The sequence below is a fragment of the Alteromonas sp. CI.11.F.A3 genome (assembly GCF_032925565.1).
GTDB lineage: Bacteria > Pseudomonadota > Gammaproteobacteria > Enterobacterales > Alteromonadaceae > Alteromonas.
This window is the reverse complement of record NZ_CP136708.1, coordinates 3,010,927-3,028,528: the sequence shown is the minus strand read 5'-3', so window position 1 is coordinate 3,028,528 and position 17,602 is coordinate 3,010,927. Positions and strand designations below refer to the sequence as shown.

General features: G+C 42.7%; 16 protein-coding genes. 9 read left to right on the top strand and 7 right to left on the bottom strand.

The annotated features are described in order from the left end of the window. Window positions 1–125: 125 nt before the first annotated feature. The 3 genes from R1T43_RS13050 to R1T43_RS13040 all read right to left on the bottom strand — a co-directional run bounded on the left by R1T43_RS13050 (window position 126) and on the right by R1T43_RS13040 (window position 1,962). Window positions 126–689: a DUF924 family protein gene (locus R1T43_RS13050; protein ID WP_317349582.1), complete on the bottom strand. Its 564-nt coding sequence runs from the start codon at window positions 687–689 to the stop codon at window positions 126–128. 194 nt (window positions 690–883) lie between these two features. After that, window positions 884–1,741 (bottom strand): MurR/RpiR family transcriptional regulator, encoded by an 858-nt coding sequence (locus R1T43_RS13045; RefSeq protein ID WP_317349580.1) that lies wholly within the window; start codon window positions 1,739–1,741, stop codon window positions 884–886. Between the two features lie 20 nt (window positions 1,742–1,761). Next, window positions 1,762–1,962 (bottom strand): hypothetical protein, encoded by a 201-nt coding sequence (locus R1T43_RS13040; protein ID WP_317349578.1) that lies wholly within the window; start codon window positions 1,960–1,962, stop codon window positions 1,762–1,764. A gap of 209 nt (window positions 1,963–2,171) precedes the next feature. On the opposite strand from R1T43_RS13040, the gene R1T43_RS13035 reads away from it, so the two are divergent. Further along, complete coding sequence (locus tag R1T43_RS13035) at window positions 2,172–2,801, top strand: CPBP family intramembrane glutamic endopeptidase (protein WP_317349576.1); 630 nt, start codon at window positions 2,172–2,174, stop codon at window positions 2,799–2,801. Between the two features lie 148 nt (window positions 2,802–2,949). Further along, entirely contained in the window at window positions 2,950–4,203 is a 1,254-nt protein-coding gene (locus R1T43_RS13030; RefSeq protein ID WP_317349574.1) for a mechanosensitive ion channel family protein, read from the top strand. Between the two features lie 88 nt (window positions 4,204–4,291). Here R1T43_RS13030 and R1T43_RS13025 read toward each other — a convergent pair whose 3' ends face one another. Together R1T43_RS13025 and R1T43_RS13020 are read right to left on the bottom strand one after the other, a co-directional pair. After that, window positions 4,292–5,437, bottom strand: a complete 1,146-nt coding sequence (locus tag R1T43_RS13025) for a DUF3080 family protein (protein WP_317349572.1) — start codon at window positions 5,435–5,437, stop codon at window positions 4,292–4,294. Between the two features lie 55 nt (window positions 5,438–5,492). Beyond that, window positions 5,493–6,326 (bottom strand): pteridine reductase, encoded by an 834-nt coding sequence (locus R1T43_RS13020; protein ID WP_317355823.1) that lies wholly within the window; start codon window positions 6,324–6,326, stop codon window positions 5,493–5,495. A gap of 489 nt (window positions 6,327–6,815) precedes the next feature. Here R1T43_RS13020 and thrS point away from each other — a divergent pair, with 489 nt between their 5' ends. The 4 genes from thrS (at window position 6,816) to rplT (ending at window position 10,064) form a co-directional block, all read left to right on the top strand. Further along, complete coding sequence (gene thrS, locus R1T43_RS13015; protein ID WP_057792559.1) at window positions 6,816–8,732, top strand: threonine--tRNA ligase; 1,917 nt, start codon at window positions 6,816–6,818, stop codon at window positions 8,730–8,732. A 98-nt stretch (window positions 8,733–8,830) separates the two neighbouring features. Next, on the top strand, window positions 8,831–9,379 hold the full coding sequence (infC, locus tag R1T43_RS13010; protein WP_126873690.1) for a translation initiation factor IF-3: 549 nt from the start codon (window positions 8,831–8,833) through the stop codon (window positions 9,377–9,379). Window positions 9,380–9,492: 113 nt separating this feature from the next. Further along, complete coding sequence (gene rpmI / locus R1T43_RS13005) at window positions 9,493–9,690, top strand: 50S ribosomal protein L35 (RefSeq protein ID WP_012518091.1); 198 nt, start codon at window positions 9,493–9,495, stop codon at window positions 9,688–9,690. Window positions 9,691–9,707: 17 nt separating this feature from the next. Then, a complete protein-coding gene (gene rplT / locus R1T43_RS13000) occupies window positions 9,708–10,064 on the top strand; it encodes a 50S ribosomal protein L20 (RefSeq protein WP_013784592.1) in 357 nt (118 codons plus the stop codon). Window positions 10,065–10,253: 189 nt separating this feature from the next. Here the strand turns inward: rplT and R1T43_RS12995 are convergent, their stop codons facing one another. Continuing rightward, on the bottom strand, window positions 10,254–11,168 hold the full coding sequence (locus R1T43_RS12995) for a hypothetical protein (protein ID WP_317349539.1): 915 nt from the start codon (window positions 11,166–11,168) through the stop codon (window positions 10,254–10,256). A gap of 242 nt (window positions 11,169–11,410) precedes the next feature. Then, window positions 11,411–12,865 (bottom strand): undecaprenyl-phosphate glucose phosphotransferase, encoded by a 1,455-nt coding sequence (locus R1T43_RS12990; protein ID WP_211069365.1) that lies wholly within the window; start codon window positions 12,863–12,865, stop codon window positions 11,411–11,413. A 738-nt stretch (window positions 12,866–13,603) separates the two neighbouring features. On the opposite strand from R1T43_RS12990, the gene R1T43_RS12985 reads away from it, so the two are divergent. The 3 genes from R1T43_RS12985 to R1T43_RS12975 are packed head-to-tail and all read left to right on the top strand — an operon-like array spanning window position 13,604 to window position 17,597. Beyond that, the gene (locus R1T43_RS12985) at window positions 13,604–14,806 is read left to right on the top strand and encodes an outer membrane beta-barrel protein (protein ID WP_317349533.1); all 1,203 of its coding nucleotides are present in this window, start codon (window positions 13,604–13,606) and stop codon (window positions 14,804–14,806) included. Between the two features lie 44 nt (window positions 14,807–14,850). After that, a complete protein-coding gene (locus tag R1T43_RS12980) occupies window positions 14,851–15,351 on the top strand; it encodes a polysaccharide biosynthesis/export family protein (RefSeq protein ID WP_057796218.1) in 501 nt (166 codons plus the stop codon). Window positions 15,352–15,380: 29 nt separating this feature from the next. Beyond that, window positions 15,381–17,597 (top strand): polysaccharide biosynthesis tyrosine autokinase, encoded by a 2,217-nt coding sequence (locus R1T43_RS12975; RefSeq protein ID WP_317349528.1) that lies wholly within the window; start codon window positions 15,381–15,383, stop codon window positions 17,595–17,597. Window positions 17,598–17,602: the final 5 nt, after the last annotated feature.

Below are 17,602 nucleotides of genomic sequence, written 5' to 3'. Positions count from 1 at the left end.
TCGTTTCTCTTTGTTGTCAAGTGAAACGTTTGTTACTGGCGTGTTATATGCAATGTTACATGCAATGTTGTATGCGATGTTATATGCAATATGTGCGATGAGTTATATGCAATGACATATATGCACTAAAACCGGCTACCAGCCTGACTGAGGAATCGTTCCTCTTCTTTGGTACTGGTCCTGCCTAGCACCAAGTTTCGGTGAGGGTAACGGCCAAATTGCTCAATAATACGCAGGTGTTTCAACTCGTAATCGTATTGCTGCTCTAAACCAGGAACCGCAAAAAGTTGAAGCGCAATATCGTGTATAGCTAAAGATTCGCTATGCATAAACGGCATGTATAAAAATATGCATTGCTGAGGCGTAAGGGCTTTGTCGGCCTCCACACTCACCGCCTCTTGGGCTAATACTAACGCCATAGGATCTTGCGAGAAAGCGTGGGGAGTGTCTCGGTATATATTTCGTGAAAACTGATCAAGCAAAATAATTTCAGCTAATCGGCCTGTAGGCGTAGCTCGCCAAGGCCATAGTTCACCTTGTGATGCAGCGCGGTGTAAGTTTAAAAATTGCGATGCAATAGTGCGATCAAGGGCAGAATCTTGAGTAAACCACTGGGAAGGGGTTAGTTCATTAAACCAAAACGCTAAAACTCTGCTAGACTCTTCTATAACAAGGTGGGATTTATCCATTTCAACTCCAACATCAAATGCTTGGTTGCCTTTTTTAAGGGAGAACAGCGCAGTTGTCTCTTTGTATCTCGTGTGGCAACACGAATTGTTATACGTGCTTATTTAAAAATTCGATCTTCCATTCTTGCTTAAAAAGCAACCAAATAAAAGTAGTTAATATTACTTTACATGTTATTTAAATCGTACTTTACCTATTACTTTCGCTCGGAAGGCTCTAATTCATCAAGGTCGCCATACAGGCTAGTAATGGCTTTAACACGCTTTGATGCGCTGTCGCCCAAGGCAGAATACGTAAAGTTACATAGAGTAGAAACCAAGCTCATTGGGGCAGCATAACTGTCGAATGGGGCGTAGTTATCTACCTGTGAACTTAAATGATTGCCTAAATGACACACCAATAAATGCTTTACGTTATCTCGGTATACTTGCCCGGTAGGATCGGTGATAAGAATGGTTTGGCAGTGAGAAAGGGTATTCAACACGTGTTTAAATTGGCGGGTGCGCCTACGAAACCCAAACAACACCACAACATCGTCTTTACCCAAATCGACTAAATCTTCCCCTAAGGTTTGCCCAGGTTGAGGCAAAAGCCTTACCGAGGTGCGAATCTGCTTAAGTTGCTGGCGAAAATGCAGGGCCAATGGGTAAGCGTTTCTAAACCCGATAAGGGTAATTTGTTGCGCGTTTGCCAGCTTTTCAGCAATGGCAGTAAGGGTAGCAATATCAATATTGTCGAAGGTTTGCGAAATATTATTCAATTCTTGCTCGTGCTGTAAAACCGCTGTGGTGCCAGGGCTAACAGGCACGCCCTGTTCGCGTAGGGTAAGCAACGTATTTTTTGCTTCTTGATGCGACTCAAAACCAAGCTGACGAAAAAAGCGACTTACCGTAGCTTTTGAAGTGTTGGTTTGTTCAGCAATATGAGAGGTTGATTGAGTAACAACCGCAATAGGATTACGCTGTAAATACTGAGCAATAGTTTGGCCTGATGGCGATAAAGACGCGTAGTGCTTCTCTATTTGCTTAATAACATCGTTTGAATTTTTGGCCATAGGGAATAATCTTCAACTGCTCAGTGGTGGGTGTCGCGTTCTTGTAGGTTTGCACTATATTGATGCTTTTTAGCAAATAACAACAATATCGTGAAGAAATATATTTCAGCAACAGTGCCCATCTGCGTGTTATTTATACACACGAAGTGAGCGTTTTTGCCTGTTAATAAGCAAACCGTAACCGCCGTACCTTCGTGACATACCATGTCACGTGCCATCATGTTCTATTCTCATACTTTATTCCACTGCCAGAAATTCAAAAAAACGCTAATTTATCGTGACTTACTTTTTTACGCCTGATTTACGCCTGATGTATAAGCCTAATGTATAAGCCCTGTCGTAAGACTTCTACGCGAATTGGCACTATAATTTCATTATCTTTTTAAGTTCATATTTCTGTCATCATTTTGCAATTAAGTAGGGGTTCTTCGTGGTAAAGCTATGGTCTGAATTGATCATCTTGTTCGTAGCATTGCCCCTTGCCGTGCTTTACTGGATTAATCATGTCTCCAATTGGCTTATGCCTATTTTGGGCATAGTGTGTTTGTTTTGTTTAAGCGTGCTATTGGCCGACAAACAATTTCAACGAATTCGTTTATGGCATTGGGAAGATTACGGCCGTCATTTAAAAAGTACCCTTAAGCTTTTTCTACCATGGGCAAGTTTACTTGCGCTGTGTGTTTATCTCATTAAGCCTGAGCTTTTTTTGCATTGGCCGATTAACGAGCCATGGATGTGGGTAGTTACCTTGTTAGTGTATCCCGTGGTGTCGGTTATTCCTCAAGAAATCATTTTTAGAACCTTTTTCTTCCACCGTTATAAACGTATTTTACCTTCACGAAATGCGCGCTGGGCGTTAAGCACTTTTGTATTTGGCTTGGCGCATCTGATTTATGGGAATTGGGTGGCGGTTGTTATATCGTGGTTCGGTGGCGCTATATTTGGCTATCGTTACATGCAAACAAATTCAACACCCATTGTGGTAATAGAGCATGCTATTTGGGGAAGTTTTTTATTCACCATTGGTTTAGGCTCATATTTAGTGGTGGCTGGCCCTTAGCGTAAACCACTTCGCGAGCCTGTGCGTACTAACATGTGCGTATTAATATACTTATAGTGGTAAACAGCACTAACAAGAACCTTAGCGGGTTGAGCGTATAATTATTTGGCTTCCCTCGTGGTAGCTAATCTCATTTCAAGGAGCGAAAGTGAGCATCATCAGTTTATTTACGGCATTTTTCACGGTCTTTTTCGACGTAGCAAACCTAACACCTCTAACTGTATTAGCAGCAGATACAGTTGCGCCCACATCTGGGGTAGAAAACTTCACCGAAGCACAGTCGGTCTTACTAGATTTATGGCATGGCTTTTTGTATCGCCTACCTGGGCTTGGTGTCGGCCTGCTAATAATGACGCTGTTTATTATCGCGGCAGGGCCGTTATCTCGATTGCTACTTAAGCCGTTTTCTTTTTCCTCGTTAACGCCTTTAATTAAGTCGGTTGCCCAACGTTCAATTAGTTTGATTATTATATTGCTTGGCGTGTATTTATTTCTGTTTATGGCAGGGTTAACCGGCTTTGCGGTGGCGGTAATAAGCGGTACGGGTGTAGTAGGGTTAATTCTGGGCTTTGCCTTTCGTGATATTGCCGAAAACTTTATTTCTAGCTTATTGCTGACTATTCAAAGGCCGTTTCGAATTGGCGATATTGTCGAAATAAACGAGTTTACCGGCATCATTCAAAAGGTCACGTCTCGTGCAACTACCATGGTAGATTTCGACGGAAACCATATTCAAATTCCCAATGCGACCATTTATAAAGGTGTCATTAAAAACCTAACCGCCAACCCATTAATGCGCGGCCATTTTGTGTTAGGAGTAGGGTACGATGCAGACATTCGTTATGCTCAAAATCTGGCCGTTGAGATAATATCTAGTCATGCAAAGGTACTTGAAGATCCCGAACCTCAAGTGTTAATCGATAACTTAGGTGCATCGACCTACAATTTAAAAGTGTATTTTTGGGTAAATGTTGAAGATACCAGCGTGCTTAAAATGTCGTCATTACTAATGCGTCAAATTGTGGGCCGCTTCACAGAAGAAGATATAAGTATGCCTGACGATGCCCGTGAGCGTGTTTTCCCTAACGGATTAGCCATAGTGTCTAATCAAACCGTGGATAATGCCGGCAACAATAACGGCAATAACAACGCTGCAGAAGATGAAAGCAGCGGGTTCACATCGCTTAATAAACCCTTTTCGCAAGGTAACAACACTCAGTTAGCGGAAAACCAAAAGCCGGCGGTAGAAATAGCAGGTACGCCGGCTAACAATAAAGCACCGGCATCTAACAGCAAAGCTAATTTAGCGCACGAAAACGATGACGTTAGCAGCGAAGCCGAAGATATTAGAGAACAAGCTAAAAAAGCCCGTGACCCAGAAAGTGGTGAAAATATTCTGTAGATAGCTTTTCAAAGGAGTGGCCCTTCAAAAGAGTGGCCTCTTAAAAGATTAGTCTCTCGAAAGATTGTTCTAAGTAGAATGCCGTAAACTATGGCGCGGTGGGCGATAAGTTACAGCGACCCAGAAAGTCTTGCCATAACACCACGTGGGCTTTCATCGCATCACTGTACAGTGTGAAGTTTTCAACAGCATGAGTATGAATGTGCGCTTTAAACGGCGCGCTTAATGCGGTGTTTTTACTCCATTGGTCCCATAAAGGTTGTAGCTGATAATGGTAGCTGTTTAAGGTGCTAGCAATGGGCTGAATTTCTTCTATAAAGTACAAGTAAAATACGTTGCGTAAAATAGTCGCCTTGTCGCTGGTTACTCCATTTTCGCAATGCACATCGTTCAGAGCAGGCGCTAAAGCTTGATTAAGTTCCACTAAGCGATTGTGCAGTATAGCTTGCGTTTGCCATAGCTTGGCGGGAAGCCTTGAAGACGCAATAATCTGTAATTGTTGTTCAAGTTCGCGGCTGTCGTAATCGGCTACGCCAGCATCGCCGTTAATGCCACTATCACCACTATTACTGCTATAGCCATCTTCTTTACGTTTCGTTTCTGGCTGTACTTCAACAACCTCTTTAAGAATTGATGTGCCAGCTAAACCGTTAATAAAGTTAAGCGCATTAATCGAGGCATTAGCATCTTTATTTTCACTTGCCTGTAATGGCGAGGCAGCCATGCTTAAACCCAGTCGCATTTCGGTACTGGTTTGTACTACGTTTGCCCATACGCTTTGATACTGCGCCTGCTTTTGTTTACGCCAACTCGCCACCGTAGCTGCAATAGGGTCTTGTGCACCTTGCAACGTGGTTTCGCAATTTGCCAGCGCCTTCAATACGCGATGTTCGTAACCTAAGCGCTGTGAAGGTAATTGCGTTTTACCCAATGCCGTATTTCTTTCGGCCACTATACGGCCAAGCTCGCAATCTTGTATGGCGTAGAACTCTCTTATATTAATATTTAAGGCAGTAACATTGTTACCAAGTTCTGTTAGCGAGGGGTAGGTTTGAGACGGTAGTGCAAGAGTAGGGTTTAATGGCTGCGTAGAAGGGCTACGTTCATCTACCAGTGGTGTATCTAATACTCTAGATAAGCGAGTGGTATATTCATCCATGGTGTCATCAATACTGGGCGCACCAAAACACCCTTGTAATAAACCTAAGATAAGTACAACACCTGCTAATCGCATACGCTTTCCAATATGTGTGCGCTCAGTTTGAATGATGCGCTGTGAAATCAGGCAATTACGCCGACGCATTAGTGTGTAAGCTGCGACCACCATCTACATAGATAATTTGCCCAGTAATGTATTGAGCTGAAATCAAAAATGTTGCGGTGTTTGCAATATCCTCGGGTGAGCCAAGCCCGCCTAATGGAATACTGTCTAATAACCGCTGTTTTTGATCGTGCTCTAATTCTCTTTCAGGCCACAAAATGGCGCCCGGCGCAATACCATTCACGCGTACGTGCGGCGCCATTTCAACTGCCAGTGAACGGGTAATAGACGCCAACGCTGTTTTAGCAAGGCCGTATACCGTATGGTGGGGCAGTGGGCGGTCTATGTGCATATCAACCATATTAATAATACAGCCGTTACTCGCTTTTAGTGCAGGCCATAACGCTTGCGATAAAAATAAGGGGCCTTGTACGTTGCTGCCCACTAGGCTTTGCCAGTCACTCGCAGAAATATCGCCAAGGGGGGTAGGGTAAAAGCTAGAGGCGTTATTGATGAGTACGTCGATGCCGCGTTGACTCTGTGTATTGGCAATACTGCTAGATGAAAACGCATCTGGCGCAGTGGCTTGTTCTGCTAAGCGAGTAATATCCTCTAACTTGCACAAGTTCGCTTGCAAACAAATTGCGCTATTGGGCCTTATTGCATTTAACGAACTTACCAAAGCGGTTGCGTCTTCAGCCGATTGACCGTAATGCACAATCACGCGATACCCAGCACTGTGAAGGGTTTTCGCCATTGTGGCACCAATGCGTTTCGCTGCGCCGGTTATCAGTGCTACAGGTGAATGTTTTTGTGTCACTTGTTCAGTAGCAATGTCTGCATTAGCGGCTTCATCTTCCATGTTGTGGTTGTCGGTAAGTTTGTGTTCGTTAGGCATTGGCAGGCACTACTCCGTTGTTCGGGGCTTTTGTTCGATTTTTTTATTCGGTGTTACTTTTCGCATAAGCAAGTTTGCTTAAGTTTGACAGCATTTCCAATAATTTAAAGATAAGAATAAGTAAGGTTTCAGGTAAAAACAGGTGAAATTCACAAAATGTTTTTACTCAAATGCACGAAATGTGGCTAGCAAGGCATTGAAAATACCCTTACCCATTGCAAGTGCGTTTTCAGTCGTTATAATCGCCCATCGATTATCGTTTATACGGCCGGCCCAAGTATGGAAGTCGGCAAAGAGTAAACGGTCATCAAAGTTATATTGTTTATTGCGCTAGTACCGCAAATACCGCGCAAGCAATGAACATAACGACATCGCTTTAACACCCAATAGGTGTTTTTAAATTTAAAATTGCAAGTGGCGCAGAGTAGGCGTCACCACTGTAAAGGACATATCATGCCAGTAATTACCCTTCCTGATGGAAGCCAGCGCGCTTTCGACCAATCAGTTTCTGTATTAGATGTTGCCAACGATATCGGCCCAGGTTTAGCGAAAGCCACCATTGCCGGTAAAGTAAATGGCGAATTGGTAGACGCCGTAGATCTTATTGAGTCAGATGCTCAACTACAAATCATTACCGCAAAAGATGAAGCTGGTTTAGAAATTCTTCGCCACAGCTGTGCGCATTTGTTAGGCCATGCTATTAAGCAACTTTGGCCAAACACCAAAATGGCAATTGGGCCAACTATCGACAACGGTTTTTACTACGATGTTGATATGGAAGAAAGCCTAACCCAGGAAGATATTCAAAAGCTTGAAAAGCGTATGCTTCAACTAGCTAAAACTAACTATAACGTTGTTAAAAATAAAGTTAGCTGGCAAGAAGCCCGTGATGCATTCGAAGCACGCGGTGAAACCTATAAAATGGAAATTCTAGATGAGAACATCAGTCATGATGATCGTCCAGGATTATACCACCATGAAGAATACGTAGACATGTGCCGAGGCCCTCACGTGCCTAACATGAAATTCTGCCAAAACTTCAAACTTATGAAAGTAGCCGGCGCTTACTGGCGTGGCGACAGCGACAATAAAATGTTGCAACGTATTTACGGCACAGCGTGGGCAGATAAAAAGCAACTTAAAGCTTATTTGCAGCGCTTAGAAGAAGCTGAAAAACGTGATCACCGTAAAATTGGTAAAACGCTAGACTTGTTCCACTTCCAAGACGAAGCGCCGGGTATGGTGTTTTGGCATAATGATGGCTGGTCTATTTACACAGAATTAGAAAAGTTTATTCGTGGCAAATTGCGCGAGTACGACTACGGCGAAGTAAAAGGCCCATTAATGATGGACCGTTCGTTGTGGGAAAAATCGGGTCACTGGGACAAATTTGGCGATGCCATGTTTACCACTGAATCTGAAAAGCGTGAATACGCAATTAAACCAATGAACTGCCCAGGTCACGTTCAAATATTTAACCAAGGCTTAAAGTCTTACCGCGACCTTCCGTTGCGTATGGCAGAGTTTGGTTGTTGTCACCGTAATGAACCATCAGGTGGCTTACATGGTCTAATGCGTGTACGTGGGTTTACCCAAGACGATGCACACGTGTTTTGTACCGAAGAACAGATACTCGATGAAGTGGGTAGCTGTATTGACATGGTATACGATGCGTACAATACCTTCGGTTTTGAAAAAATCGTGGTAAAACTTTCTACTCGCCCTGAAAGCCGAGTTGGCAGTGACGAGATTTGGGATAAATCTGAAGCTGCTTTGGCAGAAGCACTTAATAAGAAAAATATTGAGTTTAGTTATTTGCCAGGCGAAGGCGCGTTCTACGGTCCTAAAATTGAATTTACCCTTCATGATTGCTTAGACAGAGCATGGCAGTGTGGAACGGTTCAGCTAGATTTCTCTATGCCGGGTCGTTTAGGGTCTACTTACGTAGCTGAAGACGGCGAACGTAAAGTGCCTGTTATGATCCACAGAGCTATTTTAGGTTCACTAGAAAGATTTATCGGTATTCTTACCGAAGAATTTGCCGGACTTTTCCCGCTTTGGTTAGCCCCTCAGCAGGTGGTAATTCTAAATATTACCGATAGTCAGGGTGAATATGCACAAGAATGTGCAAAAAAACTGCAAAAAAGTGGATTTAGAGCAAAGTCGGACTTGAGAAATGAGAAGATTGGCTTTAAAATCCGCGAGCACACTCTCAAGCGTGTTCCTTATATGCTAGTGGTAGGCGATAAAGAAATGGAAGCTGGCGAAGTAGCAGTACGCTCACGACGCGGTGACGACCTAGGCAAAATGAGCCTGGAAGCTTTTATTGCCATGGCAAATCAGGAAGTGGCAGAAAAGACCATTAAATAGTTTGAGGGTTTTCGTGTATACTACACGACGGTGTTTGCTTATCAGTACTGAATTAAAGACAGATGATGAGCAAACAGAAGAATTAAATGTTTGGAGGAATGCACATTAAAGGCGCTAATAACAAGGCTCAGGGCGACAAAGCCCGCATAAACGATGAAATTAAAGCCAAAGAAGTACGCTTAATTGGCAAAGACGGTGAGCAAGCCGGCATTGTGACGTTAGCAGAAGCGACGAAACTTGCTGAAGAAGCCAGTCTTGATCTAGTAGAAATCAGTCCGAATGCTGAGCCGCCAGTCTGTAAAGTTATGGACTATGGCAAATTCCTCTTTGAAAAAAGTAAAGCTCAAAAAGAGCAGAAGAAAAAACAGAAGCAAATTCAGGTCAAGGAGATTAAGTTCCGCCCTGGCACTGATGAAGGCGATTACCAGGTAAAACTGCGCAACCTGCGTCGCTTTCTTGAAGGTGGTGATAAAGCCAAAGTTACGATCCGTTTCCGCGGACGTGAAATGGCGCACCAAGAGATCGGTATTGAGCTTCTTAACCGTGTTAAAGCGGATTTGGAAGAGATTGCTGTGTGCGAGTCTTTCCCACGTCGTGTGGAAGGCCGCCAAATGATCATGGTGCTAGCCCCAACTAAGAAGTCGTAGTGGTCTAAAAGTTTTTGAGGTACTGCAATCTCAAAACACCCTGCGGCTAAACATTAACCGACAACCGGTAACTGCATACCCAGCGTCGATACTAACAATGCGGAGTTTTAGCAATGCCTAAAATGAAAACTGTAAGCGGTGCCGCCAAACGTTTTAAGAAAACGGGTTCTGGCCGCTTTAAAAGCAAACAGTCTCACTTACGTCACATTCTGACTAAGAAGAGCTCTAAGCGTAAACGTCACCTTCGTGGCAAGAAACTGGTTCATGATTCTGATACCAAATTGGTTCAGCGCATGTTGCCGTACGTATAGACTTAGGAGACTGATTAATGGCTAGAGTAAAACGCGGCACGGTAGCACGTGCACGTCACAAAAAAGTCCTCAAGCAGGCAAAAGGTTATTACGGTGCTCGTTCACGTGTTTATCGCGTAGCGGTACAAGCCGTAACTAAAGCTGGTCAATATGCTTACCGTGACCGTCGTCAGCGCAAGCGTCAATTCCGTCAATTGTGGATTGCACGTATTAATGCTGCTGCACGTCAAAATGGTATGTCATACAGCCGTTTCATTAACGGCTTGAAAAAAGCGTCTGTTGAAATCGATCGTAAGATCCTTGCCGACATCGCTGTACATGACAAAGCGGCTTTCAGCGCACTAGTCGATGCGGCTAAAGGCGCATTAGCTTAATTATTAACTAATTAAGTTTAAGTTCTTTCGGGAAAAGGCGAGCAGGATGCTCGCCTTTTTTCGTTTCTGGCGTTTAGTTTTTTGTTAACAGCACTATTCGTACACAGCGCAGCCCACAAAACGGAAAACCAAAACAGAAAAGAGCCAGGCTGTGTTAAATAGCGATTAGCCCACGGCTCTCACACGCACTTAATAAGGTGTAGACAAATTCACACCCTTACTCATATAAATATCATCATAGGCCAAGCCGCCATTACCGTATGGTTTATCAATTGGCCCTGTATTGCTATTAGCCAAAAAGTAAATAAGGGCTAATTCTCGTTTCATTCTAAAAGTAGCGTTTTCATACGCTAAGGTTTGCTGGCTGAACTCGCCGCCTTTCACGTACACACTATAAACTTGCCCACCATTTTCAACCGTGGCGTTATTAACCACGTACCAAATTTCGTACCATTCGCCCACCGTAAGAGGCTGTGATATTTTTTTGTCAGCATTTTTTACACTGGCGTATTGGCGGTATTTATCCGTACTGTCTATTTTCACCATTAAGCTACCGTCGTTCTTATACCCGTTCGATTCGTACTTATCGGTAACTCTTAGGGTAGGTTCAAACGCGTTGTAACCATGTTTAATTATGTCGGCAGGTTTCATGTTACTAATGCCAAAAGCATGGTTGTTAGGAAATCGCTCAACGCAAATTTTGGTATAAAAGGTATAGGTATCGCCCACGTTTACAGGTACAGGCAGTGCTTTGAAGCTTAGGGCTTTTCTATTCCCCACAACGCCGTCAGCTGCAGGCTTTTTAATTAAATAGCCGTTGCTAGCGTTAGGCAGAGTATGGGAGATGTTTGTATGGGTACCTTTGCCTAAGGCTGCGCATGAAGCTGCCCGAGGATCGTAAAATTTAATTTCAGTCACTTGGGCGTTCGCTTTAAAGGGGCATGCATAAGGTTCAGTGTCATTTTGCGTGTCGGCTAATTGCCAACCAGTTAGCGATTCGTTATTGAACGTATCAATTACTAACCAAGGTGAGGGAGTTTGTGTAGGTAATAAGTAACAAGCAGTGAGTAAAAATGACGTACTTGCCAGTAATAGGTACTTCATAGCGTGGCTTATAATGTAATGGGTGTCACTTATTTATACACTCAAGGAGCCGGAAACTACAATTAAAATGGCCTCCAATAGTACGTTGAAGAATGAACTGGCAAGCGCCTCATCATTTAAATACATCGTTAACAGAAACAAAAAAGCCTCAACACGTGGTGTTGAGGCTTAGATTAGGTGTATCAAAATTTTACAATCTTAAACTGATAAAATTGGCACTAACCAAATTTAAACAGATAGTGTTAGTAAGCGTTCTTATTCGCTAACCCACCAAATACCGTCATAAAGACTATTTTAATATCGAACCAAACAGACCAGCGGTGAATATAATCTAAATCGTACTCTACTCGCTGTACCATTTTATTCACTGTCTCTGTTTCGCCGCGTAAGCCGTTAACTTGCGCCCAACCGGTAATACCAGGTTTCACCTTATGGCGAAGCATGTAGCCCGTTATAAGCTTACGGTATTCTTCATTATGCGCTACTGCATGAGGGCGAGGGCCTACAATCGACATTCTGCCCTGTAGCACATTAATAAACTGTGGAAGTTCATCAATAGAAGAACGGCGCAGAAACCCACCAATTTTAGTTAAGCGAGCATCATTCTTAGTGGCTTGTTTAACCACAGCACCGTTATCTTGCGTAGTCATAGAGCGAAATTTATAAACGGTAATTTGCTTTCCATCTAACCCATATCGTTTCTGTTTGAAAATGACAGGGCCCTTAGAGGTAAGCTTAACCGCTGCAGCAATGCCCAACATTGGGATAGCCAGCATGATTAAGATTAGAATACTTAATACAATGTCTTCAAAGCGTTTTAAAATGTCGCTAGCACCCTGGAATGGGGTGTCGTACACGCTTAACGCTTGTACAGAGCCAATCGACTGCCAGCGGGCATTTAGTAGGTTGTACATGAAGAAGTTAGGAATAATATAAACGTTAGCCGTGGTGTCGCTACATTTTTCAAGAATGTGGCGAATACGGCTTTCTGCACTCATTGGCAGCGCTATATATATGTAGTCCACTTCATTGCGCTTAGCCATTTCAATGGCCGATTCAATATTGCCTAATACTTGGTTTCTAAACTCATGAGGCAATCTGTCTTCGCTTCTGTCGTCGAACAACCCTAAGAAACGAATGCCCAAATGTTCATTTGACACAATTTGATTGGCCATGTTGTAACCCAACTGACTTGCACCAATTACAATCGATTTTCTTGAGTTTAATCCGCTGCGGCGAAGGCGAAAAAGGAATTTTCGCATTACATAGCGCCAAGCAAGTACCACAACAAATGAAGATGCGGCCCATAATAAAACACCAGGTGGCGTAATTCTTAAATCGCCAAAGAAAAAGAACCCAAAAGCGGTGGTAGACAACATGCTAAGTGCCCACGCTATAGCCGCTGCACGAAGCATTTCATTCGTTCTGTGGCCACGCCAAGAACGGTAAAGTTCTACAAATTCACCAGATAATTGGAAACTAATAACAAAGACAAAAAGGAATAGAAGGCTGCCAGCGGTTACTGGGCTATGGTAATAAAACGCTGAAGCGTAATAAAGTAAGGTCACTAAGCATAAATCAATAAGCCTATATATGGTTGAGAAACCACTTTGGTTCCTAACGATAAGCCCGCCAGAAGCATTGGGTTCAACCTCGTGAGATTTGAGGACTTGGTTAGGTGCTACTTTATTATCCATGTAAGTATCTCTAAGAAATAAAAGTTCACGCCGACTTCAATTGTCAATAAAGCAAAAGACCACTGCGTTTATTATAAGCTTTAGCTTAAATTACTTTTTAAGCTGATTAGTTAAACTAAAGCAAGATTTGTACCGAAAAGCTTTGAAAGCAAAATTGAAAACAGGAAGAGGGGCTTAACCACGCCAAGCTAACAAAAAGCTAACTAAGCGATATTAACCACTCTTTCAGCTTAACTATAGTATAAGCAAGTTGTAATTTTATTACAAAACTATTGAAAGCAATTCTTCAAATGATATTGTAAGATAACTAATTATCTTTATACTGCGTGCCATAAATCTATTAACTTTCAACCTGAAAACGTCGCTTTAACGGGGTTGAAAAGTTGCCTCAACTTACAGGTAAGCCCGTAATCTAGACACATTGCTGCAATATTCATTCGCTATGCTAGCAGTGGTGATGGGTAGGTTTTGAAATATATACGGGGTATGTTTAGCAGATACGTACAAGTTGATTAGGGCTGATAAAAAGTAACGAAAATTTTCATTTATTGTTTCGTTAAACTGTATGGCACAGTATTAGCATGCTAGATGGCATATAGCGCAAAGATTATGAATTTCACACTCAAATCGGTTAAATAAATGTGGTTGGTGTTGTTTTTTTGAGCAAGCAAGCAGATGTTGCACTGTTTTACCCCAACATTTACCCATAATAAGACCAAAAAAATTTTAGGAGCGAGTATGTTTAAAAGGACAACAAGCCTTGTTGCACTGTCGGTAATTAGCGCCATATCGAATGCACAAGAGGCTGGCCGTATTGAAGCAGGCCAATTCGACATTATCCCCACGTTCAACTCTTCATTGAGCTACGTTGATAACGTTGCTTATGCTCGTGATGGTGAACCTAAAATTTACAGCTGGCGCGCAACGCTTTCGCCAGAAATTATTGCGGCAACCGAAATTGATGGCAACCCCGTTCAATTTGGATACCGCTTAGAGCGCGGTGTGTACTTTTCAAGCAGTGCAGATGACTACACTGACCATTTTGTTGAGGCTACCGGTGAATACGAGCTAAATAGTCGTCATCGCCTAAGTGGAACTGCGCAATATGAAGATGGTCATGAAGATCGAGGTACGGGTTTTTCATTAGGGGCCGGCGACGATATTACTTCGCCTGATACCTTTAAAAGTATGTATGCCGGTGCTGAATACAGCTACGGTGCGTTAACGTCAAACGGGATGCTAACCCTTAAGACAAGTCGCCAAACGTTAGATTATGACCGAGAAGAACAGGCCTACCTACTTAGAGATAGAGCAAGTAATAAGATAGGCGCAGAGTTCGCCTATAAAATTGCGCCAGCAACAGCCTTAGTGTTAGATGTAACCAATACGTATGTTCGTTATGACCGTCAAGAGTCTGCTGCTGAAAGCCGAGATAGTGATGTAATGCGTATTTTAGCGGGTGTTAAGTGGGAAAGTACCGCCGCAACAACTGGCTTTGCTAAAGTGGGTTATACAGAAAGAGATTTTGAGTCAGCGACTCGTAGTACTTTTAACGACGTTAACTGGGAAGCAGGAATTGATTGGCAACCCTTAACGTATTCTACATTTCGTTTCGCTACCAGTGCCGATACACGTGAAACCAACGGTGAAGGTAACTTTATTAGCGGCCGTGATTACACAGTGTCTTGGGATCATGAATGGCTTGAGCGCTTAAGCACTACGGCCAGTATTGGTAGATATAGTGATGAGTATGTATTAGACGACGAAGGCATTGCTAATCGTGAAGATGATTTAATGCGTTATACTGCTGCATTAAACTATCAAGCACGTCGTTATTTAAGCTTTTCTCTATACTACACATTAAATGACAGAGACAGTAACCGAGATACTATTGGTTACGACAGAAGTGTAATTGGATTATCTGCTGAGGTTAGCTTGTGAAGCAACGTGTAAACAGTATTTTCGCATTCCTTTTTGTTGTAGTGATGTCGTTCAATGCTATAGCACAAGAAGGTAATTTGAGTATGAGCCGCTATCAATTGGGCTCAGGTGACAGAGTAAGTATTAACGTATTTGGGCAAGACGATTTATCGATGGAAGTACGTTTGCCCGATGTTGGCACTATTAACTACCCGTTTATGGGTGAAGTAAAATTAGTAGGCTTAACCTTAGGCGAAGTAGAACAGCTTATTTATGAAGGCTTAAAAGGGGATTATTTAGTAAACCCTTCAGTGTCGGTGACGATTATTGACTACCGCCCCTTCTTTATAGACGGTGAGGTTAAACGCCCAGGTGGTTACCCTTATCAGCCTGGTTTGTCGGTTAATAAAGCCGCTGCGTTAGCTGGCGGTTATACCGAACGAGCAGCAAGAGACAAAATAACTATAGTTCGAGAAAAAGATGGCACATCACGCAGTTTTACCGTTACGGTAAGCGATATGATTCAGCCCGGTGACATCATTACCGTAAATCAACGCTTTTTCTAATTAACAGAATTTCAGGATATAAAAACAACATGGCAGTAATTAATAGGGATGATGTTAATCACGGTGTGTTAGATAGCGAAACTATCGATATTGCACACTACCTTGGAATTCTGAAACGCTACGCTTTCCGTATAGTTTCATTAGCCATTGCGTTTACCATATTGGTGGCTTTGCTGGTAATGCGTATGACGCCACTGTACACGTCGTCTACTACCATATTAGTCGATTCCGAAAACGCAAATGTGGTGTCAATTGAAGAAGTGTATGGCTTAGATACTAAGCGTAAAGATTACATGCAAACCCAATACGAAATACTACGCTCGCGCCAAATAGCAGAACGCACCGTAGAGGGCATGAACTTACACTTAAACGATAAATTCATGCCGCCTAAAGAAGGCCCTGGTATCGTAGATTCGCTTCTTGCTAGTGCGAAAGATATGCTGCCATTTCTTCCTCAAAAAGAAGTAGTAGAGCGTACCGAAGCACAAATTATCGCAGCAAAAAAACGTTCGGCCGTGTTCAGGTTAATGCGCGCCGTAGAAGTTAGTATGGTAGACAACACGCAGGTAATGAAGATTTCAGTAACCACTGAATCTGCTTCGTTGTCGGCGGAAATTGCCGATACTATTGCCGATGTATACATTGAAAACTACCTTCAAGCTAAACTAGACATGACAGCAAAAGCAACGTCGTTTCTTACTGAAAGCTTAGAAGGTTTGAAAGACAAGTTAGATATTGCTGAAAAGAACTTGGCGCAATTTTATGAGCGTAACCAAGTGGTGAATATAGACGGTGTAGTTGGCCTTGCTGCTGACGAACTAGAGCGTTTGAGTTCACAATTGCTTGATGCACAAACTGCACTTAAATTAAATGCAGTTATATACAGACAAACGCGTAACAATGTTACCCTTGAAGACATTGCACGGTTACCAGAAGTACTAAATCACCCTACCATTCAAGGGGTGCGCCGCGACGAAGCCAAAGCCATGACTCGCGTGTCTGAACTTAGCAAAGTGTACGGCCCTAAACACCCGAAAATGATTGCGGCAAATGCCGAGCTTTCTTCAATTCGTGAAACCTTAAATACGCAAACTCGCGACCTTATTTCTAGTATTACTACCCAGTATCAAGTTTCAGAACAGCGCGTAGCGCAGCTGAAGCAAGAAGTAGAAGTAGCGAAAGCAGAATTCCGTGGCTTATCTGCGTTAGATAATGAGCGCAAAGCACTTCAGCGTGATGTTGATATTAACCAGCAACTGTATAATTCGTTCTTTACTCGATTGAAAGAAACCGATGAGTTGGGTGGTTTTGAATCAGCTAACGCTAGAGTGTTAGATAGCGCAGTTGTTCCATCTAAACCTTCTGAGCCGAATAAAAAGCTTTTGATTGGTGCGGCTTTCGTATTCAGTATTGGTTTTGGCGTGTTTTTAGCTATTACCATGGAAACGCTAAATAGCGGTATCCGTTCTGTAGAAGACGTAGAACGTAAATTAGGCCAGCGTATGTTGGGGTTAATTCCATGGTTGGCCCATAAGAAGAAAACCAATTTACCTATTCGTACTTATTTTGATGGTAAAAAACATCAGTTTGCCGAGTCGGTTAGAACCTTACGTACTAGTTTGTCGTTATTGAATTTAGATAAAGACAACCAAGCTATTATGGTTACCTCTAGCGTGCCTAAAGAAGGTAAAACTACCGTATCTATTAACCTTGCGTTCGCGTTAGGGCAATTAGATAAGACCATATTGATAGATGCTGATTTACGCCGCCCGAGCATTGGTAAGCAATTTAATATTCCTAATTACCAACCCGGTGTGGCTAACCTTATTCTTAAAACCCACAGTTTTGATGAATGCTTGGTGCGTGATGAGCAGGCGAATATTGATATTCTTTCTGCCGGTACCATACCTTCTAACCCACAAGAGCTTCTTGCCGATAAAGGGTTCGATGCATTAATTAAAGAATTAAAAACCCAATATAAATATGTGGTAGTTGATACTGCGCCTACCCAAGCAGTAAGTGATTCAATGGTTATTGCTAACTCGTGCGACTCTATTATTTATGTAGTGCGCGCCGACAGTACTAGCGAGAAAGTGATCAATACTGGGTTGTCTCGTTTCTTACAAGTTGGACATCGCCTTGATGGGGTAGTGCTAAATCAAGTAGACTTACGAAAGTCTGATGTAGCACAGAGGTACGGCGGGTTTTATGATCAGTATGATTATACTAGTCATAAGGACAGCTAAAAATT

Excerpts from the sequence above, each read along its gene's own strand:
- R1T43_RS12975 (WP_317349528.1), top strand. The coding sequence starts at position 15,381 with ATGGCAGTAATTAATAGGGATGATGTTAATCACGGTGTGTTAGATAGC.
- R1T43_RS13025 (WP_317349572.1), bottom strand. The coding sequence starts at position 5,437 with ATGCGATTAGCAGGTGTTGTACTTATCTTAGGTTTATTACAAGGGTGT.
- R1T43_RS12995 (WP_317349539.1), bottom strand. The coding sequence starts at position 11,168 with ATGAAGTACCTATTACTGGCAAGTACGTCATTTTTACTCACTGCTTGT.
- rplT (WP_013784592.1), top strand. The coding sequence starts at position 9,708 with ATGGCTAGAGTAAAACGCGGCACGGTAGCACGTGCACGTCACAAAAAA.
- R1T43_RS13045 (WP_317349580.1), bottom strand. The coding sequence starts at position 1,741 with ATGGCCAAAAATTCAAACGATGTTATTAAGCAAATAGAGAAGCACTAC.
- R1T43_RS13020 (WP_317355823.1), bottom strand. The coding sequence starts at position 6,326 with ATGGAAGATGAAGCCGCTAATGCAGACATTGCTACTGAACAAGTGACA.
- rpmI (WP_012518091.1), top strand. The coding sequence starts at position 9,493 with ATGCCTAAAATGAAAACTGTAAGCGGTGCCGCCAAACGTTTTAAGAAA.
- R1T43_RS13040 (WP_317349578.1), bottom strand. The coding sequence starts at position 1,962 with ATGATGGCACGTGACATGGTATGTCACGAAGGTACGGCGGTTACGGTT.
- infC (WP_126873690.1), top strand. The coding sequence starts at position 8,831 with ATGCACATTAAAGGCGCTAATAACAAGGCTCAGGGCGACAAAGCCCGC.
- thrS (WP_057792559.1), top strand. The coding sequence starts at position 6,816 with ATGCCAGTAATTACCCTTCCTGATGGAAGCCAGCGCGCTTTCGACCAA.
- R1T43_RS12985 (WP_317349533.1), top strand. The coding sequence starts at position 13,604 with ATGTTTAAAAGGACAACAAGCCTTGTTGCACTGTCGGTAATTAGCGCC.
- R1T43_RS12990 (WP_211069365.1), bottom strand. The coding sequence starts at position 12,865 with ATGGATAATAAAGTAGCACCTAACCAAGTCCTCAAATCTCACGAGGTT.
- R1T43_RS13050 (WP_317349582.1), bottom strand. The coding sequence starts at position 689 with ATGGATAAATCCCACCTTGTTATAGAAGAGTCTAGCAGAGTTTTAGCG.
- R1T43_RS12980 (WP_057796218.1), top strand. The coding sequence starts at position 14,851 with ATGTCGTTCAATGCTATAGCACAAGAAGGTAATTTGAGTATGAGCCGC.